This is a genomic window from Phocaeicola sp. (assembly GCF_057861905.1).
This window is the reverse complement of sequence record NZ_DBMACV010000001.1, coordinates 17,267-40,958: the sequence shown is the minus strand read 5'-3', so window position 1 is coordinate 40,958 and position 23,692 is coordinate 17,267. Positions and strand designations below refer to the sequence as shown.

The following is a 23,692-nucleotide window of genomic DNA, read 5'->3' as shown; positions in this document are numbered from 1 at the left end:
CCTCCTTATTATTTCCACTCCGGATATTGGGTAACAGCACTATTATTATCCAACTCTGATTGAGGCAATGGAAGGCGATACATCTTTTCCGGAAAGTTACGATCTTTATCATCGCACGATACATAAGTGTACTTCAGATCTCCATTGGCTTGTTTCTCAATCTTCAAGCCATGAACCTGATAACCGTTCAAACCACCTTCTTCGTATGATTTTGCAGCAACGTTCCAACGACGCAAATCCCAATACCACTGTCCTTCATATGCCAATTCCACCTTACGCTCCTGAACAATGGCTTTCCAAAGCTTATCGCCACTCTTATCCGAATAAGGAAGCCCTACACGAGAGCGCACCGTTCTGATAGCCTCATTGGCTCCAGCATTATCACCTGTTTGATAGCAAGCTTCAGCATAATTCAGCAAAACTTCAGCATAGCGGATAACAGTCCAAGGTTGTGTACTCACATCGATATCAGCAAGATTATGATTTTCATCAACTAACTTACGCAAATAATAACCTGTAGTACTTCTGCCTTCGGGAGTTTTATCTTTATTCCACTGACACCAACCGTCTAAACCATCCACAAAAGTCTCGATGGTACGACCTTTCCACGTAACCCCGTTATAAAGGATGGTAGCCTGAAAACGTGGCTCCAGTTTGTCATAAGGAGGAGTATCAGTTACTCCTTCAGTGTTATGCCAGGTTGACCAGTCAGGGAAACCACCCTCAGCCAATTCATAAGATTCCACCATTTCCTGAGTAGGAGTACCATATCCACCACTATTTACACCAATCAGCCTATAGTCACCACCGGGAGTATAGTAAGTATCAAAGTCATGACCTATTGTCCGGTCAAAGCAATACTGCAAAATGGCTTCCTTATTACCATTCAGTATCGTTTTTGAATATGAATCTGCATAATTGCTTTCCAATGTATATCCCAGTTTCTGCACTTCTTCTGCTGCTGATTTGACTTTATCATAACGTTTTGCATAAAGCATTGCGCGGGTCAGAAAAGCATAAGCAGCACCTTTGTCTATACGTCCTTTGGCGTTTGCTTGATCAGGCAAATGGGTGGCAGCATAATTCAAGTCTTCTTCCACAAAGTCCCAACCAGCCTCTTCCGAACTCAACGCCTTGTCACGAACGATCTGTGTCATGTCCTCATTATAAATAATCACTTCCTTGTAACGCTTGAGTAAGTCAAAATACAAAAAAGCACGGATGAAACGCATTTCTGCTTCAAAACGTTCAGCATCGGTACTGCTAAATGTAGCATACTTATGCAGATTGGAAAGGTTTTCATTCGTACGACGCACATACTCGTACAGATTTTCCCAATTGCCAAGATAGGTACTTACATAAGAAGGCTGTAAGGTCGTACCCCCGTAAGCTATCTCACTGGGAATAAAACAAAGAGCATTATAATTGTAGGAACCATACTTCAGTTCATCGGTCAAAGCTTCGGTCATACCGGCAGCACATTCTTCCAAAGCAAAGTTACTTAAATTATAAAAGTACTTATATAACTCATTGACAGCATATTCAGCATCTGTAGTGGTACTCCACAGCATCTTATCCGAAATACTATTAGTCGGAGTCATATCCAAGAAATCATTGCAAGAGCTCAATCCGAATGAAGCTCCCAATATACATAAACCTATTATTCTTGCTTTCATAGACTATACGTTTTTTAGAATGTTAATGAAATACCACCCATCACTGTTCTCTGCTGCGGGTAATAACCATTGTTTACTCCCGGCGATTCCGGATCAATGCCTTCGGGCAGACCACTGATGGTGAACAAGTTCGAACCTTCTACAAAGATGCGGAGATTCTGAATGTTAATTTTCTGCATCCATTGACGCGGGAATGTATAGCCGAACTGAGCTGATTTCAGACGAATATATTTACCATCGCGCAACCAGAAAGTTGAAGCCAATCCATTATCTCCCCCATGTCCCGGGCTACCCAGAGTTATACGCGGGAAGGTACCATTCGGGTTGTCGATACTATAAGCATTTTCCACCAGATACAAAGGAGAATTAGAGCCTTCCTTGAACGTCTGTGTCCAGATTGTGTTATCATCATACCCATTGTAATAGGTTCCGGTCAGAGATACATCAAACAAAGCACCACCCGTAAACTGAGCATTGAAGTCGAAGCCATACCAAGAACAGTTCAAGTTCAAACCATAAGTCAGCTCAGGACGATTGCTGCGCCCTACACGAGCTTTATCATCTTCCGAAATTTTTCCATCTCCATTTAAGTCCTTATACTTGATATCGCCTACATTCGGACGTGTTCCATACCAGGCAGAGTTGGTAATTTCTTCTTCCGAACGGAACAGACCTTCAGCCACCCATGCCATCGTAGCACCATAAGGAGTACCAGTAACTTTACGCCATTCCATGATATTAGGACTGTCAGGGTATCGTAACCAACGTGTTTTAGCATAAGTAATATTGGCACTTATACCATAGGTAAAGGGCTTACCACCTAACTGGAATGATTTACGATGAGAAACCAGAATATCTACACCTTTGCTATCAATCTTATTATAGTTGGCATAGGTCTGATAGTAGCCACCCATCGAAGGAGGATAATCACCACCCATTGCTGTCAGGATATCGTAAGTATAGTTATAGAATGCATCGAATTCCATTCCCAGCATACCATTCCACATTGTGAAATCGAAACCTGCATTCCACGACAATGTTTTCTCCCAAGTCAAATTAGGATTAGCGATCACATTCGTATAATAAGCAGGTGACAAGACTCCGTTGATGAGGACATTGGTTCCTGCAACATACTGATTCAAGAAAGAATAAGGATTCACAGAGTCATTACCCAACAAACCGACAGAAGCACGAATCTTCAAGTCATCAATGAAGTCAAGATTCTTCATAAAGTTTTCCTCCGACAAACGCCAGCCTAAAGAAGCCGACGGGAAGAAACCCCACTGCTGCCCTGTCATTCCGTAGAATTTATAAGAGCCATCGTAACGACCGGTAAACTCTGCCAAATACTTGTTGCTATAATCGTATTTCAAACGGAAAACATAACCGGCAGAACGCGAAGCATCGCTCGAACCTGCAACAGGATTCTTGGTTGCAACACCATAATCCAATTCTGGGAGTTGAGCAAATGGCAGATTCTGCGCATAAGCAGAGAAGTTATTGGATTTGTAATCACGACCTTCTACCAAGAGCATAGCATCTACATTGTGTTTGCCAAATGAATGAATATAATTGATGCTAGCCTGACCAACCAATTGTTCATAAGTAGATTGACCTTCACCGATATTGATACCTTGGTCTGTTCCACGAGGATCGGACTTCATACTCCAACCGCTTACATTATCGTACACCATCGTAGAATAAGGAGTATTCAAATTTTTATTATGTGAAGTTCCATAATTATAAGAACCGCTAATCTTCAGCGACAATCCCTTTACCCAAGGTACATCGTAACTTAACGAGAAGTTTGACTGTAAGTCAAAGCTACGGGTATCTTTACTTCCTGACTCATAAATGGCTGCCAACGGACTGTTGGGCAATGAAGTGTTGTTTTGTAAAGCAGCAGTGTACAGTCCATCATATTGAACAGGCAAGTAAGGATGCATCTGAATTGTCTGACGCGCAACAGACAACCAGCCTTGCTCCCCCAAATAAGAATCGCTATCCGTTCCACCAGAAGCGTAGCCCGGCGTATGACGACGACCAACATTACCGGCTACACCTAATGTAAAATGGAAATTCTTGGCAAAGTCCGACTCTATGTTAGTACGTACATTGTAACGGCGATAATTGAAGTTATCGATATTACCGTCCTGACCCAGGTAACCCACCGAAGTAAAATAATGCATTTTTTCATTACCACCTTGTACTGTTACGCTATGCTTCTGAGTGAAACCCGTACCAAATACTTTATCAATATAGTCCACGTTGTCCCATCCATCGGTTGGATCACCATTGGTCATAGCCTCCACATTCTTTTTTGTGAAATGAGGTACATACTGACTACGGTCGGTAATAGCACCACTGGCCAACTGATCCATCATCTCTGCCATATTATAATAGTATGCAAACTGGGGGCCATTCATAAATTCCGGGAAGTTGGCATTCATAGAAGCACCAAAAGAAGCATCATAAGTAACCTTTGTCTTACCAACTTCACCCTTCTTGGTTGTTACGATAATAACGCCACCGGCACCCTTCAGACCGTATACGGCAGCCGATGCACCATCCTTCAGAACAGATACACTTTCAATGTCGTTCGGGTCGAGGTCATTGATATTGTCTACAGGGAAACCATCCACAATGTAAGCTACATTATAGATAGAGCCACGAATCTTCAAAGAAGCCTGGTCCAAGCCCGGTTCTCCAGACTCTTGCACTGAAGAAATACCCGGCAACCGGCCACCCAGCAACTGAGATACATTGGTAGATGGTGCCTTCAGCAACTCCTCACCTTTCATGGCTGAAACGGCACTGGTCAATGAACTTTTCTTTTGCGTACCATAACCAACGACAACTACTTCATCAAGCAACTCAGCATCAGCCTTCATCTGTACATTAATGACCGTGCGCCCAGCCACTTTGTACTCTTTCGTCTTCATGCCGACAAAAGAAAAGACAACTACATCACTGCTTTTTACTTTCAACGAATACTTTCCTTCAACATTCGTAATCGTACCATTACCGGTACCTTTTACCAACACGCTCACACCCAGCAAGCCTTCTCCAGTATCATCCGATACCATTCCCGTCAAAGTTATATCCTGTGCATGAATGCCCAAAGGATATAATAAGAGCATCAATAATGAGAATGAAAGAATTCTCATCCACCTAAAACTTCCTATAGGATCTTTGATAAAGTCTCTCATAAGTCCGTTTTTTTAATTAATAATATTTCTTTGACTAACACTTTTCACTTAATTCTTCCAACACTTTCCAGCACTGATACAATCCGCGGGGAACATGAAAACAACCTTTCCATTTGCCACCCTTCAAAGGCAACAGCACCTCACCGCGACGGTTCAGGTAGCCATACCATTCGGGATATTTCTGGTCTTTGAAGTGAGACCATACATAGTCATGCACTTTCTCGAACCATTCCAAACATTGTTTATCACCCGTCAGACAATAACCCTTCAGCAATGAAATCAACGTTTCGATATGTACCCACCACAGTTTCTGGTCCCATTCCAGCTGCTGAGGAGGATTACCCAGACGATCCATGAAATAGTAGATACCACCGTACTGTTTGTCCCAGCCATAGTTGAGCATGGTCAGTGTAATGTTCTTTGCCTTCTCTATCAAGTCGGGACGATTCAGACGTTTGCCCAAATCCATAATAAACCACATAGCCTCAATGGCATGACCGGGAGTAACCTGACGACCTTCGAAAGAGTTGGACAATGAACCGTCGGCCAGCACATTCTCCACAATAATACCTCCTAATTCAGGACGATAAAATACATCCATCACCTCATGGATGCAGGTATCCATAGTCTTCACCAAGAAATCTTCATCGAGCAAATGTTCGATTTCCAATGCCAGATTACAGAGAATCATGGGCAGGGCGAAACCTTTCAAATCGCGAGTACCGGGATGGAGTTTGTTCCATTTACCCTTCGGATTATCCACCTTCGACAGAATGATGTCGAAAGTCTTCTTGGCAATATCAGCATATTCCTGCTTGCCGGTAGCTAAACTTAACTGTCCGAAAGCCATTGTAGCAAACGTATAAGAGAAAATATTATAAGGTTCTACCAAAGGATGCCCTTCACGGTCGAGCGAGAAATACCAGTTGTAATTACCGTCGTGACCGTACTTTCTCAGGAACTCACCACCCTGAATGGCACAGTCGAGCCACTCCTGTCGTTTCTCTACCTTATTATAGAGCATGGAAAACATCCAGACTTCACGGCCTTGCAACCAGATAAACTTATCCGTATCAAACACTTCACCATTGCGCTTCAGGCAAGTGAAATAGCCGCCAAACTCCTTATCCTGAGAATGCTGTAACCAGAAAGGAAGAACACTCTCCATAAGTTCTGTTTTGTACTGTTCTGCTAATCTTTTGAAATTCATAATAATATATTTATTAGGTCGATAACTTTTATCCAATAACGTTTTATGTTTTCAGTCAACTTACCGATACTTCCAGCTATCAGCATGGTTGCCTTTTAGTCATTTTGGGGAATGGACTGTTCTGTCATATCTGAACAAGAAGCCACTCGATACAATCATAATCGAATAAGAATAATTTATATTCGACTTTATCATTATTAAATTTATACTTTCAGCCATCGGAGCATTCCGAGCAAACAGCAGGAGTTTCGTTTCAGTTTCACAGATTAAAGTCAACAGTATCAACAACTAAGGACAATAAGAAACAGACGAAACAAAGATGAGCGATGGCTTATTGAAAAATACCTATTAAATATTATTTGATTTCGAAATATTTTATATTTAGTATATAAATGAAAATACCTGTAGATAAGTCAACTGTGGATTCATAAAATAAGAGAACCCAGACGTAGTGCTTTCGTCATAACCTGCATACTTACCAGTTCAAATTTCATATATGGCTTATTAAACTTCACAAGAGGGAAATTCTGATGAGGAATATCATGCGATATTTCATCGAGAAAAGTACCTATAATCTTCAATCCGTTCGACTTAGGAACTATCAACCCAATTACATCATCAACTGGTATAGCAACCAGATATTCCATTCCATCAGGCGAAGCTTGAAGCAAAGATGGCATCACCAACAACGGAGTGTCTGCCAATACAGATTCCTTTAAGAAATCTCTCCAACCCTTTGTTTTCATATTCTTCATAGCTTTCTTAGCAGCTTTACTATGTTTTCAGCACAAATATAAACACATTTATAAAATAAACAAAAGATTAATAATATTAATTATTATATTTCTAATAAAATCCGAATAACATTTATTATATAAGTCCACAATAAGCTGAATAAATAAAGGAATAGACCAAATTTTCAAGTAATATATATAATATCCAAAGTGAATTAACCCTTATCAAAATCAGTCAAAGACTTTTAATATCTCTGCGAAATAACCAAATGAGAAAACAAAATGATGATCTAAACATTATAGATTGAAAACAGAATCAAGAATATCACACTAATAAAGAGAAGAGAATCATTACATATGATTAATCTATAATGATAATTCTATATTTTATTTACCAATATTTCATCAACCTCATTACCCCATAAAAAAAGAAAACCCCAGTGCATCACTGCAGCGGGGAAAATTAAATTAGATGTATAGAAAATTCGAGTTATCAATTATACCAGCCTGCAAGAGATACATTAATGTAATTCAATGTTTCGTCCCAAACATCTGCTCCCTGATAATCGTTATTGAACAGATAATCCGCATCCAGACGGAGCAGCGTCCACTCGGATGAACCCTCCGGCTTCCAATACAAATGAATTACTGGCCCAGCATATTCATTGCCATAACTGTCTGTCGGCTTAGCATAGTATTTAGTTACCTTACACTCCATGATTCCTTTCCAGTAACGAATGCCAGGCTGAATATCCACACTCACCCTGCCGATTTCATCCGCCCACTGCACATCATTGGTGGTATTCTGCTTCTGCGTACTCGGCCGATAGGAATTTGACTTGAGCTTGAACTCACGCTCCCAGACAGCCTTAACCTCTCCTTTGAGGGCTTTCTTCCCCTTATTGGACAAAGTATAAACTACATTAAAAGCTTCATTATATGGAATATCATAACCTAAGAAATTCGTATTATCCCCTTCTTTCTCCAGCAAAATATCCCTTAATGCCGGCAGGTTATCCGGTGCTGGAGCCTTCACCTCGTACATCCACTCCGCATCCGAACTATTTTGATCATAACCCAATGCCTTAAACCAGGTAGATTCTCCATTTCGCTGAAACAGCGGTACAAGCTGGTATGTACCGGGTGCTGAAGTCACGTAACACTGAATCTTTTTTCCGTCCCAATCACCCTGTATCTTGATGTCAATAGGCTGAAACTTCTCCACGATCTGTCCGCCCTGCATAAATACGAAACGTAACTTTCCTTCAAACGGTTCACTGCCAGCATGAGTATAGAACAGACCGAACGGCTTGCCTTCGTTCTGGTAACAATCATACCCGAACTGTGTGTAATTAGGACGGATAAAAAACATATTTTCAAAGTCCGTATAATCAACATTTTTAAGGACAATTTCATCTGTCTTACCGAACTGGCTCCAGTACTCCACATCTATGGGAACATCTTCCTTGTTAATTTCAGCATTGTAAGCTCCCTTAATCTTAATTGTATAGGTATAGATGTTACCAGCCTCCCAGTCGTGCCAAGAGGGGAAAGTATAGTTCATTTCCTTCCCGTCCAGCTTGAATGAAAGTGATACTCCATCCGGATGGTAGAGGGGCGGAAGAATTGCTTCAGACACGGTTGGATTGGCATCATTAAGCATAAACCCACCTCCTATAGGAATATCACATTTCTGAGCATCCGGATAGGCGATGTTTCCATAAACCACATCCATAGCCAGATGAGAGTTCACGTTCCGTACAGTTACATCTGTAACCAGCCCGGTTCCCATATACTCATCGCGCAGCAGCTTTACCCTGATAAGTGAAAGGGCATGTTTCATTTCAGGCTTTGCAGTAGGGAAATCAGGTGTAACGATACACTGCCCGTACATAACGTCCTCCTGACGTGTCAGGTCCACAGGAACATAAGGCATGTCGACATTTTCCGTATAGGGATGATAGGCATAAACGGTCTGTTCTTTCTGAACCTCATATTGCTCTGCCGCAATCCACTTGCTGCCGTCATAGGTATACTTCAGATTTTTATTTTCCGTGTACAGACCTATTTCATTACCCGACTGCCATGCGTTGATAACCCCCTTTCTTGATTCTACCATATTTTTCAGGGTTGCATCCAACCCGAGCAGAAGTTCTTCGTTAACCGGTTTATCTTCCGGTTCATCCTCCGGCTGATCGGTATCATCTGTCTGTTCGGTATTGTCAGTATTCTTTTCCGGAACAGGAATTTTGTCTGTCTGGCAAGCCGCCAAGAATAGTGGTAAAACACTAATAATCATGTAATCTCGAATTTTCATAACACTTTGTTTTTATTTTGAGATGAGATAGGTTTTATTAAATATAAATTTGATCTTCAAAATATTCCAAATACTGAGATGCAGTTCGCTCATTCCTGGGAAGGTCATGGAAAGCCAGCCATTCGTACCAGTCGTAGTATAAATCAATTTGCAACTCAATATAATCGACCATGGTGTATAGCCCCTCTTGGCAGAACTGTACAAGTTCCTCGTATTCAATGTCTTTAATTTTATCCATCATTAATTTTATTTTCAAATATTATATCATACTCATTTACATATTTCTTTAGAAACTTGTCCTCTTAAAACAGTAAATTCAGCAAGTAAACCAGAAAAAATATTCATACTGCTATAAAATAAGCCCCAAAAGCATTCCATTCTTTTTATTAGAAAATCCTACGTTCCCCTTTAAAATAGCGCAGCCCTTCTAATTCCACCCAATAGCTTTAGCCCTTTTACCCTTAAATTGACGATAAACAAATTATTACTTCTGTTATCAAAACAGAGCCTAAATATACAAAGAACTTACAACTGAATCCTATTTTTATATACACAAAATAATCTTTAGTGCCAATAATAGTTGTATAAATTGACATCAGTAATAATGCCATTTCTATCTTTTACTGATTCTATTCGTTCAAAATGACTGAATCAGAACTATATTTATCACATTCACTCACTGTTGCAACAATCTCATTGACTGTAACAACTAAGCGTAATAAATTGAATGTATTATACATTAGTACTCTATTGCATTTTTGAGTAACATTTCTCAGTTTCAATTCTCTTGACTTATCCCTGTCTTATACAAGTATCGCTGTCTATGGAAGGATAATCTGGTACAAATTTCCATTCTTTGTAATAAATACTTAGCTTCACTCGGCTTTCTTTCCGGCAAAGGGAGTTATCAGAACCTATCTGCTTCTACCGATTTCTACCGAACGTAACAGAAATAATAAAAATACAGCATAAAGGTTCCATATTCTAACAAGCCAGCATATCATGATTCCCCAATAAAACAAAAATCCCGACAAAGCCAAGGATAATATAACCACCTTAACTTGTCGGGATAAATATAAGTCTATTCCTAAATTACTATATTTAGCGTAAGCGTTCGTATGCCTTTACCAACATTTCATCTTTTCCAATAGCACGAATAGCCAACCAATTCAATATAATTGAAATAAGAGGAAGGCACAATGTCCATGCAGGCGTAAAGCTTCCACAATCTTTTAATGTTCCCCAAACAAAAGCCGCCACAGTTACATAATAACCTATCAGTACAATGCTACTGAACAATGTCAGGCGAATCTGTAACATACGTTTTCTATAAAGGAAAATAGTAATAAGCGATACGAATGCTACGACCACAAGAATAGCAAATAAAGCCCACGGTGCATAGTTCATGTTTCCATCCGGTGCTACTACTGCAAGATTTGTCATATCCGAAACACTTGTGTCCGTATAAAAATGGCCGACAGGGAAAGACATCATCACTACCATCAATATGGCAACGATAAGTAAATAAACAGTCTGAATACGTTGTATCATAATAAAAGAATAATTTAAAGGAGAAAGGATAAATAAAAAAACACAGAAGCGCATTATCACCCATACTGAAAATACACTGTAGCGATATGCGTTTCTGTGTTTAAACAATATATCCTTATTGCAGTTTTTCTTTTTCTTTAGCAGGATTTCTGTAATATACCTTACCTTCTATATACTCCTGAGTAGCAATCAAAGTAGGTTTCGGCAGTTTTTCATAATAACGTGAAATTTCAATCTGCTCTCTGTTCTCGAATACTTCCTCCAGATTATCGTTGTAAGAAGCAAATTCTTGTAATTTCTTTGACAAGTCATTCTTCATTTCTACCGCAATCTGGTTTGCACGTTTACCGATGATTGCAACTGTTTCATAGATATTACCAGTATCTTCACACAGTTCCATCAAGTCACGAGTTACGGTATTGGTAGGAGCGTTTGTCTTTTTGTAATCCATAATTTTTTATTTAATTATAAACCTTGATTAATTTTCGTCTTTCACAAATTTACTTGCATCTTTAAAAATTTGTTCCACCTCATTTTTATACTTACTTTCCGGGAACTCATTGATAAATGCATAATATTCATCGATTGTTTCACGCATACGGTCTTCCTTCTTTTCAGGAACACTTTCCTTTGCCATGTCATACTTTGCACGTAAAATCAAAATGGAAAGATCTTCCCGTCTCTTTGTATAAGGATATTCACGTAAAATATTCTGCGCAGTAACTACGGCTGCCAGATAATTATTACCTGTACTACTATACACCGTATTACCTGTATACGATCCTAAATCATAATATAACTTAGCTGACAAGAATTCTTTTTCTACCAGCTTATCCTGCAACTCAAAAATCATGTTCTGAGCCAGTTCCTTACGGTCACTTTCAGGGAAATATTCCATAAACATCTGCAATTCCTCAATAGCTTTATAGGTACTGCTCTGATCCAGACGAGGCTCCGGCGTATCCAAATACAAAGCTTTTCCACTGTAGAAACGGGCCAATTCTGTATACGTTCCGCGAGGATAAGTCGTATAATATGTATTAAAATAATGAGAAGCTGTTATATAATCTCCCTGATTATAGTAAGTCATCGCCAACATATACGCTGACTCCTCCGCATTGCTCGTTCCCTTCATTATCAAGGCAAGATCTTCGAGAAGAGTAGCAGCTTTACTGTTTTGTCCTTTAGCAAAATAACTTTTTGCAGCTTCATATTTATATTCGTTGTCCGTGCACTTCAGCACTTTATTGTACTCTCCGCATGAAGACAAAACCCCAGCAGAAAGGATAGCCATAACGATGTACTTTTTCATGTTTATCAATATAGATGTGCAAAAGTACTCTTTTCCGACGAATAATGCAATAACTCAATGTTTTTTAATACAAAATTTACACTCCTGCGCCATCAGATGAAAATAATGTGTATTTTTACACTCCTATTAAAATATATACATAATGAACTTCGAACTTGTATCAGAATATCAGCCAACCGGAGACCAGCCGGAAGCTATCGCACAACTTACAGAGGGAGTTAAAGCAGGTGTCCCGGCACAAACGCTACTGGGTGTCACCGGCTCTGGCAAGACATTCACAATAGCGAATGTTGTCAAGAATATCAATAAACCGACATTGATATTAAGCCATAATAAAACTCTGGCGGCACAATTATATGGAGAGTTCAAGAGTTTTTTCCCACATAATGCCGTAGAATATTATGTATCTTATTATGATTATTACCAACCGGAAGCATATTTACCTTCCACCGATACTTATATAGAGAAAGATCTCGCCATCAATGAAGAAATAGACAAATTACGTCTTGCCGCTACGTCTGCATTACTTTCTGGAAGAAACGATGTCATTGTTATCTCGTCAGTGTCGTGCATTTATGGTATGGGAAATCCTGCCGATTTCTATAACAATGTAATAGAAGTCAAAAAAGGCAAACTGCTGGATAGAAATGTTTTTCTGCGCCGATTGGTAGATAGCTTGTATGTACGCAATGACATAGAATTGAACCGAGGCAATTTTCGTGTAAAAGGGGATACTGTCGACATTTATCTTGCTTATACAGATAATCTGCTACGTGTCATGTTCTGGGATGACGAGATTGATGCCATTGAAGAAATAGATCCCGTTTCCGGCCACCGGATAGGAAGTTTCGATGAATATAAGATATACCCTGCCAACCTTTTCATGACAACAAAAGAAAGTACACTACGGGCTATTCATCAGATAGAAGATGACCTGACCAAACAGGTTGCTTTTTTCGAAGAACAAGGTAAAACCTATGAAGCTAAACGCTTATATGAACGTGTCACCTATGACATGGAAATGCTTCGGGAATTGGGGCATTGTTCCGGCATCGAAAACTATTCGCGTTACTTCGATGGACGGGAGCCGGGAAGCCGTCCTTACTGTCTGCTGGACTTCTTTCCCAAAGATTTCCTGATCGTCATAGACGAAAGCCACGTAAGTGTTCCGCAGATACGCGCCATGTACGGAGGCGACCGGGCCCGTAAAGAGAACTTGGTGGAATATGGTTTCCGCTTACCTGCTGCCATGGATAACCGTCCCTTAAAGTTTGAAGAATTTCAGGAACTGGCCAAGCAGGTTATTTATGTAAGTGCAACTCCGGCCGACTATGAATTGATACAGAGCGAAGGTGTAGTGGTAGAACAAGTAATCCGACCGACAGGACTTCTCGATCCGATAATAGAGGTACGTCCCAGCATGAATCAGGTAGATGACTTAATGGAAGAAATCCAGCAACGCATTGAACAGGAAGAACGTGTCCTTGTCACAACACTAACCAAACGCATGGCGGAAGAATTAACCGATTACCTGCTTCGCCATAACATTCGTTGCACTTATATACATAGTGAAGTGGAAACATTAGAACGTGTACGTATCATGGAAGATCTTCGACAAGGTGTTTACGATGTATTGGTCGGAGTGAATCTGCTGAGAGAAGGACTGGATTTGCCGGAGGTTTCACTTGTTGCCATTTTAGACGCCGACAAAGAAGGCTTTCTTCGCTCCCACCGTTCACTTACGCAGACAGCTGGACGTGCGGCCCGAAATGTAAACGGAAAAGTTATCATGTATGCAGATAAAATAACTGACAGCATGAAACAAACCATCGATGAGACAAACCGCCGGCGAGAAAAACAGCTGGCCTACAACGAAGCACATGGTATTACTCCCCAGCAGATTAAAAAAGCCAGAAATGACGCACTGCTTGACAACACAGGAGGAGAAGCAAATCCGAACAGCAAGGAACTTAAGGCATATACAGACAGTCCTGAGCAAACGCATGCTGCTGCCGACCCAATTGTGCAATACATGTCAAAAGAGCAGTTACAAAAGAGTATGGAACGTACGCGGAAACTTATGCAAGAAGCTGCTAAAAAACTCAACTTCATTGAAGCTGCCCAATACAGAGACGAACTGCTGCGGCTTGAAGACTTATTAAAAGACAAGTCCTAAAATTCCATCAAGATTAAAAGATTTCCACTTAAAAAAGACAAGCAACAAGAACTATATTTACCGGCAAGATAGAACCGGGAGATATAGTTCTTATTGTCCTGAAGAGATAAAAAAACAATCACCCCGAACAAAACAAGTATATTGTCTGTCCGGGGTGATTCTTTATATAACGCTTGTATTATTTCTCAATATCAATACCCTTATTGCGTAATGTCATTGCCATCAGGCGCAAATAATCGCTGTACTGCTTTTCAGTCAAAGTACCTTTCATCAGCTTCAGATTTCCGTAAACCGCATTACGTATCTTCTGATCACTGTCTTTCTTTGAGTTGTTTGCCACTTTCATCTGTTCCTGAAAATAGTCGCAAATATTAGCAACTTCTTCATGCTGCTGAGAAGAAAGTTTCAAATACTGTGTCAATTTCGCCTTGTTAATAGCGCCATCCCATTTTTCAGTAACCTTAATTGTATCATTTGCACCGTTAGCAAATACAGAAACAGAAAAAGTCAATGCCGCTACTAATGTAAATCCTAATTTTCTCATAATACCTAATTTTAATGTTACCTAAAAACTTTGTTACCTTAAATACTTATACTTATTAAATCTAGTTTAGCTTGAGCTCAATCCTTTTACCGCAACAAAGGTAGAAAATATATTCTACAACATACAAATGAATCTACTTAAAAATGCATTACACATATCATTTATTGATATAAATCAAACGAACCATATCATAACAGGTATCAATGCAACACTTTTGTAACATCAAGTTATTATTTCAATTAAATCATTGACTTTTTGAAATGCGATACATAGCAAAATCATATACATAAAGTTCCCATATTGAAGATTATTGCTTACCCACAACAATACACTTCCCCAAAAGGAGCATCACCGTTTTGACAAACCTTAAAAATATCCTATTTTTGCATACAATAAAACCAAAAGAAGTCAATATGAAGAAACATGTTATTTTATTAACGCTGGCAATTCCTCTATTAGGACTGTCATCATGTATGAGTATCTTCTCCAGTTCGCAACAGCCCATAACCATTACAGGAGAAAATGGAATCAAACTGTATGATGCAACAAATAATGTAAAACTTGCAGAAATCAAAGAAGGAGAATCTACTACAATCAAGTTAAAGAAGAAACTTTCCGATAAAACCATTATAGCCAAGAAAGAGGGTTATAAAAACACTCCTTTTGTCATAGAATCGGCTTTCAATGCAAAATCATTGTGGAATATATTATTCTGGCCAGGATTCCTGATTGACTTAGGTACAGGAAAAATCAACAAATATGATCCGGTTATTTATAATATAGAAATGGAGAAAGAATAAATATCTATTAATAAAAAAAGCCTTTGACTTACATCAAAGGCTTTTTTTATTAGTGTTTAGAAACTTGTCAGATTATCCACCGAAGTTATCGTACATGATAGAAGAGCTTTCTACGCCCAGGCTATCAAGCATGTTAACCACAGCTTTTGACATCGGACCAGGACCACACATGTAGTATTCGATGTCTTCTGGAGCTTCGTGATCTTTCAGGTAAGTGTTGTACATAACCTGATGAACGAATCCCGGAGTATACTTCACGCCCGCTGCATCGGCTGCCGGATCCGGACGGTCGAGTGCCAAATGGAAGTGGAAATTCGAGAAGTCCTTTTCCAACTGCAAGAAGTCTTGCAGATAGAATACTTCATTCAATGCACGAGCACCGTAGAAGTAATGAAGTTCACGATCTCTCGTATTCAGAGTACGAGTCATATGCATAATCTGTGCACGAAGCGGAGCCATACCGGCACCACCACCTACCCAGATCATTTCCTTCTTAGAGTTGAAGATCGGGTGGAAGTCACCGTAAGGACCACTCATCAATACCTTATCACCTGGTTTCAGGGTAAAGATATAAGAAGAAGCGATACCCGGCATTACATCCATAAATCCGCTACGGTCTGGTTTGAACGGCGGAGTAGCGATACGAACGGTCAACATGAACACATCACCTTCAGCCGGATAGTTAGCCATTGAGTAAGCACGGATTGTTTCTTCCTCGTTTTTACATTTCAGCTTAAACAAACCGAATTTTTCCCATGAAGGCAAGTATTCCTTACCGATAAGATCTTTATCGATATCCTTGTCATAATCCATTTCATATTTAGGAATCTTAATCTGAGCATAAGAACCCGGAATGAAGTCCATGTGAGCACCCTTAGGCAACTGTACCTTGAATTCCTTGATAAAGGTAGCCACGTTCTTGTTAGAGATAACCGTACATTCGTATTCTTTTACGCCCATTACAGACTCAGGCACCTTGATAGACAAGTCACCTTTCACCTTCACCTGACAGCCCAGACGCCAGTGGTCTTTCTGCTGTTTGCGGCTGAAGTGGCTCACTTCAGAAGGCAGGATTTCTCCTCCACCTTCTACGACCTGACATTTACACTGTCCGCAAGAGCCCTTACCACCACAAGCAGATGGCAAGAACACTCCGTTTACAGCCAATGTATTCAGCAATGTAGAGCCAGACTCTACTTCCATTTCTTTATCGCCGTTGATAGTCAATTTTACATTACCGGAAGCAACGAGAAACTTCTTTGCCACCAGCAAGATGACTACCAGCACCAGAATAGTCACCAGGAATACTCCAATGCTTGCTAAAATAAAATTCATATCCATTGTCTATTCCTTTCCTATTAGATGTTCAAACCAGAGAAACACATAAATGCCATTGCCATCAGACCTACAGTGATAAATGTGATACCCAAGCCTCTCAACGGAGCAGGTACATCAGAGTAAGCCATCTTTTCACGAATAGCAGCCAAGCCCACAATAGCCAGCAACCAGCCCAGACCTGAACCCAATGCATAAGAAATTGAATCCCATACATCACCGATGAACTTAGAGTCCGACGGAGTCAGGTTGATACGCTGCTGCATGAACAGTGAAGCACCCATGATAGCACAGTTTACAGCAATCAACGGCAAGAATATACCCAGTGAAGCATACAGTGAAGGACTGAAACGTTCTACGATCATTTCAACCAACTGTACAATAGCGGCAATCACGGCAATAAAGAGGATGAAGCTCAAGAAGCTCAAATCGATACCCAGAATACCATCAGCAGCCAGCACCTTAGTCTGGAGCAGATAGTTCACCGGCAGTGTAACCACCAGCACGAAGGTAACGGCAATACCCAGTCCCAGTGCGGTCTTTACATTCTTCGATACAGCCAGATATGAACACATACCCAAGAAGAATGCAAAAATCATATTGTCCACAAAGATAGAGCGGACTAATAAACTTATAAAATGTTCCATAATCTTGTTTTAATTGAGAACCTTCCGCAAAACGAGAAAACCCCGTCTACGAACAAGTCCTTCATTGAATAACTATTATTCTTTATCTTGCAATTCTTTGTGTTTAGCACGCTGATACCAAATAAGACATGCTACGATGATCAATGCCATAGGAGGCATCAGCATCAAACCATTGTTTACATAGCCAGCGCTCTTTATTGCATCATAGTTCAGAATGTTGAAACCAAGCAATGTACCAGAACCAAGCAATTCACGGATAAATGCAACCATTACCAGAATCTTTGCATATCCAAGACCGTTTCCGATACCATCCAAACAAGATTCCCACGGACCATTAGCCATGGCAAATGCTTCCAGACGTCCCATCAGGATACAGTTGGTAATAATCAGACCAACGTATACAGACAACTGTACACTTACATCGTAAGCAAAAGCCTTCAACAATTCACTTACAATAGTTACCAATGCGGCAACAACAACCAACTGCACGATAATACGGATACGGTTAGGAATTGTTTTACGGATCAACGAAATCACAACGTTAGAGAAAGCTGTAATAATGGTAACAGAAAGTCCCATTACGATAGCAGGCTCCAACTTAGAAGTAACTGCCAGTGCAGAACAGATACCCAATACCTGTACGGTCACCGGGTTATTCAAGCCCAACGGAGTAGAAAATACTTCTCTATTTTTAGCTGAAAATAAACTTCCCATATTATTATCTCCTCCTTTTATTCGTTAGTAGTTAAAAACTTGGTGTATTGTCCCATACAGTCTTTCAGCATCTTGTCTACAGCAAGAGAAGTAATTGTACCTCCGGAAATACCATCTACCTGGAATTCCGGTTTTTCAACCTTACCATTCTTTACAACACCCAGACCGATGGCACCATTCTCCATCACATTTTTATCTTTAAATTCGTTCTGGAAGTGTTCTGTAGCAATCTCAGCTCCCAGACCCGGAGTTTCTGAAGCATGAGAGAAATAAGTTCCGTAAACAGAATTCTTATCTTCATTCAGTGCAACATATCCCCAGATAGCTCCCCAAAGTCCGGCACCGTAAACAGGAATGACATATTTAGTCTGACCGTCTATTTCGCAAACGAACAGGTGAGCACGACCGTTTTCCTTATATTCTTTTTCGTATGCAGTAACAAAAGCACCTTCATACGGAGTAAGTGTTCCGTCTTCGGCAACAACCATATCAGACTTCACAACTTTGGCAAATTCAGCTTCTGCATCCTGTACATCCTTGATGCCCAGTGAAGAGAGAATCTGCTTCTTTGTATCAAGCTCTACGTTCTTTCCCTGAATATCGCGCAGAGAAGAGTTAACGAAAGCCAGCAAGAATGCTACGATAACAACCATTACCGAAGCATAAATGATAGTATAAGAGTTACTATTAGTATTCATTGTATATTCGGTTTTTATTTGTTAGACATAGCACGTTTCGCACGACGAGAAATATTGTTCTGAACTACAACGTAGTCGATCAGCGGTGCAAAGATATTCATCAACAGGATAGCCAGCATCATACCTTCAGGATAACCCGGATTCAATACACGGATAATGATTGCCATGGCACCAATCAGGAAGCCATATACAAACTTACCGTTTTCTGTACGTGAAGAAGTTACCGGGTCAGTAGCCATAAACACTGCACCAAAGCAGAAGCCGCCCAAGCACAAGTGTTCGTACCACGGCATGTGAGCAACACCGGTATCAGGACCAATCGTATTGAAAATCCATCCCATTACAGCTCCACCAACAAACACAGACAACATTGTCTTCCAGCTTGCTACACCAGTCCACAACAAGATAACAGCACCGATTGCGATGGCGATTACGCTTGTTTCACCGATAGAACCCGGAATCAGACCAGTAACCATGTCCCATGAGAAAGCAGGACATTCAGCAACCTTGGCAACACCCAGAGGAGTTGCAGCAGTCAGTCCGTCAACAGTCTTACCCAGACCGAAGATACTGTCACCTGATACCCATACAGCATCACCCGACATCTTGGTAGGATAAGCAAAGAACAAGAATGCACGAGTAATCAAAGCCGGGTTAAAGATATTCATACCTGTACCACCGAATACTTCCTTAGCGAAGATTACAGAGAATGCTGTTGCAACAGCAAGCATCCACAACGGACAGTCTACAGGAACAATCATCGGAATCAACATACCAGAAACCAGGAAACCTTCCTGAATTTCTTCCTTCTTCCATTGTGCTACGACGAATTCGATTCCCAGACCTACTACATAAGAAACAATAATTTTCGGCAGAACAGCCAGGAAACCGTAAGCAAACATTTCGATAAAGCTACCGCTGATGCCTGCATGAACATAATGCTGATAACCGACATTGTACATACCGAACAACAGTGCCGGAATCAATGCAATAACCACGAGTGACATGATACGTTTGCTATCAATCGCATCGTGGATGTGCGTACCTGTCTTCGAAGTAGTACTCGGAACAAACAAGAATGTTTCGAAACCATCGAACACAGAACGAAAAGCATGATATTTGCCGCCCTCTTCAAAGTTTGGCTTTATCTTATCTAGATAATTTCTTAGCGCTTTCATTTATATTCTATTAATCTTTTAGTTAGTATTAGCACATTTCACGACGGAGCATATCCAGTCCTTCGCGAACGATACGCTGCAATTCCATCTTAGAAGAGCAAACGAACTCACACAGAGCGAAGTCTTCAGGAGCAACTTCGTAGATACCCAGTTGTTCCATGCGGTCAATATCTCCGGCAATGATTGCTTTTATCAAATATTCGGGCATGATGTCCATCGGCAATACCTTGTCATACTCGTTAGACATAATCATGTGACGTTCGCCACCTTTTACACGAGCATCCAGTGTGTATTCCTTCTTACCCATCAGCCAACTGAAATAAGAGCGGCTGGTGCTGAACTGATCAAGACGAGGCATGATCCATCCCAGCATTTCGTGTACATCGTTACCTTCAGGAATAACTGTTACCTGGCTATGGAATGCGCCAAGGAATCCGTTGGCAGAAATCTGCTTACCAGTCAGTACGTTACCGCTGATATAGCGCAGTTCTTTTCCATTATTTACATTACCGGCAAAAACATTTGTCAGACATGCACCTACTTTCAGCTTGCAATAAGCAGCCTTCTTCACTTCAGAGCCTGTTACAGCAACCGTACGAGTCATGTCTACACGTCCGGTATTCAGCAGACGACCGATAAAAATTACAGCCTGCGGATCGATTGTCCATACGGTTTCACCTTTATTTACAGGAGCAATGTGGTTAATCTGTACACCTACATTGCCTGCAGGATGAGGTCCGTCGAACACTGTCACAGTCACGTTCTTAGCCTGTGTCAGAGCTGCAGCACTTTGTTTTACACTAATACTCAGGTAAGTCTTGGCAATTTTTGCCAAAGCATCAAGTCCTGTCTGGAAATTTGCTTCTTCACCTTTCAGGGCAAATTCAAAATCAGGAGCAAGCGGATTGCTGTCGAACGCTGATACGAAAATTGCTCTCGGAGCAACTGTAGGATCGGCAATGACATCATACGGACGCTGTCTGAAGAAAGCAAACATACCACTTTCCAGCAACAGTTCCTTTACTGCAGCGGCATCCATCTTGGCAACGTCTTTCTTGCCAAACTCCTGGAAGTCCTGTTCTGCAGCTGCTTCAACCGTAATGCTCATCACTTTACGGCGAGCTCCACGCTCCACACTGGTTACTACGCCGCTTACGGGCGAAACAAATTTCACTTCAGGATGATTCTTGTCAATAAACAAGGGTCCTCCGGCCATAACATATTCCTGTTCCTTCACTACGACCTTAGGTGTTACACCTGTAAAATCATCGGGAACCAACGCATAGAATCCCGGCTCTTTTACAGCTACCACTTCAGCAGTCGCCTTGCCTTTCAGGTTAATGTCAAGACCTTTACGCAATTTTATTAAATTAGCCATATTGGGTTATAAAAAATGGTTTTATAAATTTGACTGCAAAATTAAATAAAAAAGAATGGAAATAAACAATTTCAAGCGGGTTATTACGGAAAAAATTCTTTATATAATTGTTTATAAGTTACAAAAAACCGCATTTTGTCTTCATTTTGTAATATACAGAGAGCAATTTTGATTATTTTACACTCCATCAAATCCGACTGTTTTCAGACTGATTTGCGAGCATTTCTCGTTTAGAACCATTTGACAAGAATTATAAAAATTTAGCTGAAAAGTGATTTCACCAGCAAGGTTTCGAAAAGCAGAAGAAGGCGTTTTTCCGAAACGCCTTGCCACGAAAAGAGGGACAACAATAGATTTTAATCATCATCCCGTCAGGAGTAGAAAAATCTTCGGCACGTGTTACTGAAAATTTGTACAAAAGATTTTATTTTTTGTACAAATTTTCAGAAAACATCAGCACAAATTTATTCACAGAAGCAGAGCTTTTAAAAGAGAAGCCTTTATATTGTCATTCAGCCACTTAGATTTTTCTGAATGAAAGTCTGCATTATGTTTTAAATGAGGGCATCTTTCCTGCCCTCATTCTATCAATATCCCGGATTTTGCTTCAGTAATCCGTTCATATCAATAACTTTTGCCGGAATCGGAAAAACAGTAGTATAGCCATCCGCCTCGCCGGGAAGCTGGGGACGGAAGCTGTAAGAACGAGTAAACTGATGGAAGCGGATCAAATCTTGACGGCGCCACCCTTCCCACGCAAGCTCCAGTTGCCTTTCGGACAGCAGGTTATCGAGAGTTGCCTCACGGTAAGGAGCTCCTACCCTGCCACGTACTTCATTCAATTCAGCAGTACCGTCTTCACCGTTTCTTACTTTAGCTTCACTCATCATCAGCAATACATCTGCATAACGGAACAGTACGATATCATTATCCATCAGCTTACCATCTTTTAATGCCGTATTGTCTACCTCATATTTCTTCATACGGGCACCCGCTGTCTGCTCATATTCTGTATTCGATACATCGAGGGCTACTTTGTCAGGATAATAAATTAAAGGTTCACCGTTGTCGAGCAGTACAGGATTGCCTTGCAAATCGTACACTTCATCTGCAAAATAACAATACTCAAAACGAGGATCTACCGCATCAGTCCCGTAGCCGAAAGTCTGCAAAACTTCGAGTGCTGCACTCGATCCGTTTTCACCTCCCAGCCCGTAGGCCTTGGCATGATTATAATGACGAGAGCGGAAAAGATATTGCATCTGGTTAGTGTACAGGGTTTTACTCATAGGAATAACAAAAATATTTTCCTGTGAAGATTCGTTGAAAATGGCAAAATTGGAAGAATAATCATTTTCCAGCCGATACCCCATCCGCGCAAGTTCTGCACAATAAAACTGCGTAGTTTGCCATGCATTAAGCTGTTTTCCATCGGCGGTGAAATAAATGGCACTTCCTTCCGGATAAACGCCATCGGTCCAGTCGGCATCCATATAAACTTCTGCATTTAGAGCCAGTTTAGCCAACAGGAAATAAGCTACGGCTCGTGTCATTCTTCCGTAATAAGTACCGGGAGTATTACTTCTTTCTTCACTCAGGAAAGGCGCAGCTTCCTGCAACTCTTTTACAATAAAAGTAAAAATCACATCCCGTTCTGCCTGCAACATCGTTTTATCGCCACCCCCTGACGAGGTTATCAGGGGCACCCGCCCAAACAAATCCATGGTATAATAATAGAACATAGCGCGCAGTGCACGCACTTCTGCCTGATAAGCAGGAAGCTCTTTATCGGAATGGGTAGCCGCATACTGCCCAATCTGTTCCAGCGAATAATTGCACTGTTTGATGGAACGGAACAAATATTCCCAAGTATTCAGTATGGCATCGCTGCTCACTCCCCACTGATGGAGGTAAAGCCCTTGCCAGAACCCGCCATCATACCAGTCGCCACCGCGGGTGGGCATGATAGCTTCGTCAGTCGTAAAGGTATTCAAATCGTATATTCCACGTCCCGTACCCTGTAAACCTTCTGAATCTTTGTAACTTCCCACATAATTATAAAGTGAAGCCACGCCGTTACGGTAAAGAGCCGATATGTTAGAATAGGCTTCTTCTTTGGATAAGCCATCACGAGGATGTTCTTCCAGAAAACTGCTGCACGATATATTCATAGCTGTAGAGCAGGCCAGCATGTATATATATAGTTTTTTCAT

At 40.7% G+C, this 23,692-nt stretch carries 19 protein-coding genes; 2 read left to right on the top strand and 17 right to left on the bottom strand.

Going from position 1 to position 23,692, the window contains the following annotated elements; translation table 11 throughout:
* Positions 1-8: 8 nt before the first annotated feature.
* The 9 genes from ACZM60_RS00140 to ACZM60_RS00100 form a co-directional block, all read right to left on the bottom strand.
* Positions 9-1,676: a RagB/SusD family nutrient uptake outer membrane protein gene (locus ACZM60_RS00140; RefSeq protein WP_489520488.1), complete on the bottom strand. Its 1,668-nt coding sequence runs from the start codon at positions 1,674-1,676 to the stop codon at positions 9-11.
* 14 nt (positions 1,677-1,690) lie between these two features.
* Positions 1,691-4,885, bottom strand: a complete 3,195-nt coding sequence (locus tag ACZM60_RS00135) for a SusC/RagA family TonB-linked outer membrane protein (protein WP_489520487.1) — start codon at positions 4,883-4,885, stop codon at positions 1,691-1,693.
* Between the two features lie 34 nt (positions 4,886-4,919).
* Positions 4,920-6,095, bottom strand: a complete 1,176-nt coding sequence (locus ACZM60_RS00130; protein ID WP_489520486.1) for a n-acyl-d-glucosamine 2-epimerase — start codon at positions 6,093-6,095, stop codon at positions 4,920-4,922.
* 425 nt (positions 6,096-6,520) lie between these two features.
* Positions 6,521-6,841: a hypothetical protein gene (locus ACZM60_RS00125; RefSeq protein WP_340319623.1), complete on the bottom strand. Its 321-nt coding sequence runs from the start codon at positions 6,839-6,841 to the stop codon at positions 6,521-6,523.
* 481 nt (positions 6,842-7,322) lie between these two features.
* Positions 7,323-9,146 carry a fimbrillin family protein gene (locus ACZM60_RS00120; protein WP_489520485.1) on the bottom strand — a complete coding sequence of 608 codons (1,824 nt, stop codon included), beginning with the start codon at positions 9,144-9,146 and terminating at the stop codon, positions 7,323-7,325.
* A 37-nt stretch (positions 9,147-9,183) separates the two neighbouring features.
* Complete coding sequence (locus ACZM60_RS00115) at positions 9,184-9,387, bottom strand: hypothetical protein (RefSeq protein ID WP_021970829.1); 204 nt, start codon at positions 9,385-9,387, stop codon at positions 9,184-9,186.
* Positions 9,388-10,247: 860 nt separating this feature from the next.
* Positions 10,248-10,697, bottom strand: coding sequence for a DUF4293 domain-containing protein (locus tag ACZM60_RS00110; RefSeq protein WP_489520484.1), 450 nt, complete (start codon positions 10,695-10,697; stop codon positions 10,248-10,250).
* 115 nt (positions 10,698-10,812) lie between these two features.
* Complete coding sequence (locus ACZM60_RS00105; protein ID WP_021971491.1) at positions 10,813-11,148, bottom strand: DNA-directed RNA polymerase subunit omega; 336 nt, start codon at positions 11,146-11,148, stop codon at positions 10,813-10,815.
* Positions 11,149-11,175: 27 nt separating this feature from the next.
* A complete protein-coding gene (locus tag ACZM60_RS00100; protein ID WP_418586967.1) occupies positions 11,176-12,009 on the bottom strand; it encodes an outer membrane protein assembly factor BamD in 834 nt (277 codons plus the stop codon).
* A gap of 142 nt (positions 12,010-12,151) precedes the next feature.
* On the opposite strand from ACZM60_RS00100, the gene uvrB reads away from it, so the two are divergent.
* On the top strand, positions 12,152-14,185 hold the full coding sequence (uvrB, locus tag ACZM60_RS00095) for an excinuclease ABC subunit UvrB (protein WP_489520483.1): 2,034 nt from the start codon (positions 12,152-12,154) through the stop codon (positions 14,183-14,185).
* A gap of 178 nt (positions 14,186-14,363) precedes the next feature.
* Here the strand turns inward: uvrB and ACZM60_RS00090 are convergent, their stop codons facing one another.
* Complete coding sequence (locus ACZM60_RS00090; RefSeq protein ID WP_021971488.1) at positions 14,364-14,729, bottom strand: hypothetical protein; 366 nt, start codon at positions 14,727-14,729, stop codon at positions 14,364-14,366.
* Positions 14,730-15,142: 413 nt separating this feature from the next.
* Between ACZM60_RS00090 and ACZM60_RS00085 the strand changes: the two genes are divergently transcribed.
* The gene (locus ACZM60_RS00085) at positions 15,143-15,529 is read left to right on the top strand and encodes a hypothetical protein (protein ID WP_021971487.1); all 387 of its coding nucleotides are present in this window, start codon (positions 15,143-15,145) and stop codon (positions 15,527-15,529) included.
* A 72-nt stretch (positions 15,530-15,601) separates the two neighbouring features.
* On the opposite strand, the gene nqrF is transcribed toward ACZM60_RS00085, so the two are convergent.
* The 7 genes from nqrF to ACZM60_RS00050 form a co-directional block, all read right to left on the bottom strand.
* Positions 15,602-16,870 (bottom strand): NADH:ubiquinone reductase (Na(+)-transporting) subunit F, encoded by a 1,269-nt coding sequence (gene nqrF, locus ACZM60_RS00080; protein WP_021971486.1) that lies wholly within the window; start codon positions 16,868-16,870, stop codon positions 15,602-15,604.
* 17 nt (positions 16,871-16,887) lie between these two features.
* Positions 16,888-17,511 carry an NADH:ubiquinone reductase (Na(+)-transporting) subunit E gene (gene nqrE, locus ACZM60_RS00075; RefSeq protein ID WP_021971485.1) on the bottom strand — a complete coding sequence of 208 codons (624 nt, stop codon included), beginning with the start codon at positions 17,509-17,511 and terminating at the stop codon, positions 16,888-16,890.
* A gap of 75 nt (positions 17,512-17,586) precedes the next feature.
* Entirely contained in the window at positions 17,587-18,225 is a 639-nt protein-coding gene (locus ACZM60_RS00070; protein WP_021971484.1) for an NADH:ubiquinone reductase (Na(+)-transporting) subunit D, read from the bottom strand.
* Positions 18,226-18,242: 17 nt separating this feature from the next.
* Positions 18,243-18,923 (bottom strand): Na(+)-translocating NADH-quinone reductase subunit C, encoded by a 681-nt coding sequence (locus ACZM60_RS00065; RefSeq protein WP_021971483.1) that lies wholly within the window; start codon positions 18,921-18,923, stop codon positions 18,243-18,245.
* 14 nt (positions 18,924-18,937) lie between these two features.
* Entirely contained in the window at positions 18,938-20,101 is a 1,164-nt protein-coding gene (locus ACZM60_RS00060) for an NADH:ubiquinone reductase (Na(+)-transporting) subunit B (protein ID WP_021971482.1), read from the bottom strand.
* A gap of 28 nt (positions 20,102-20,129) precedes the next feature.
* Positions 20,130-21,479: a Na(+)-translocating NADH-quinone reductase subunit A gene (locus ACZM60_RS00055; protein WP_489520482.1), complete on the bottom strand. Its 1,350-nt coding sequence runs from the start codon at positions 21,477-21,479 to the stop codon at positions 20,130-20,132.
* Between the two features lie 587 nt (positions 21,480-22,066).
* Positions 22,067-23,692, bottom strand: a complete 1,626-nt coding sequence (locus tag ACZM60_RS00050) for a RagB/SusD family nutrient uptake outer membrane protein (protein ID WP_489520481.1) — start codon at positions 23,690-23,692, stop codon at positions 22,067-22,069.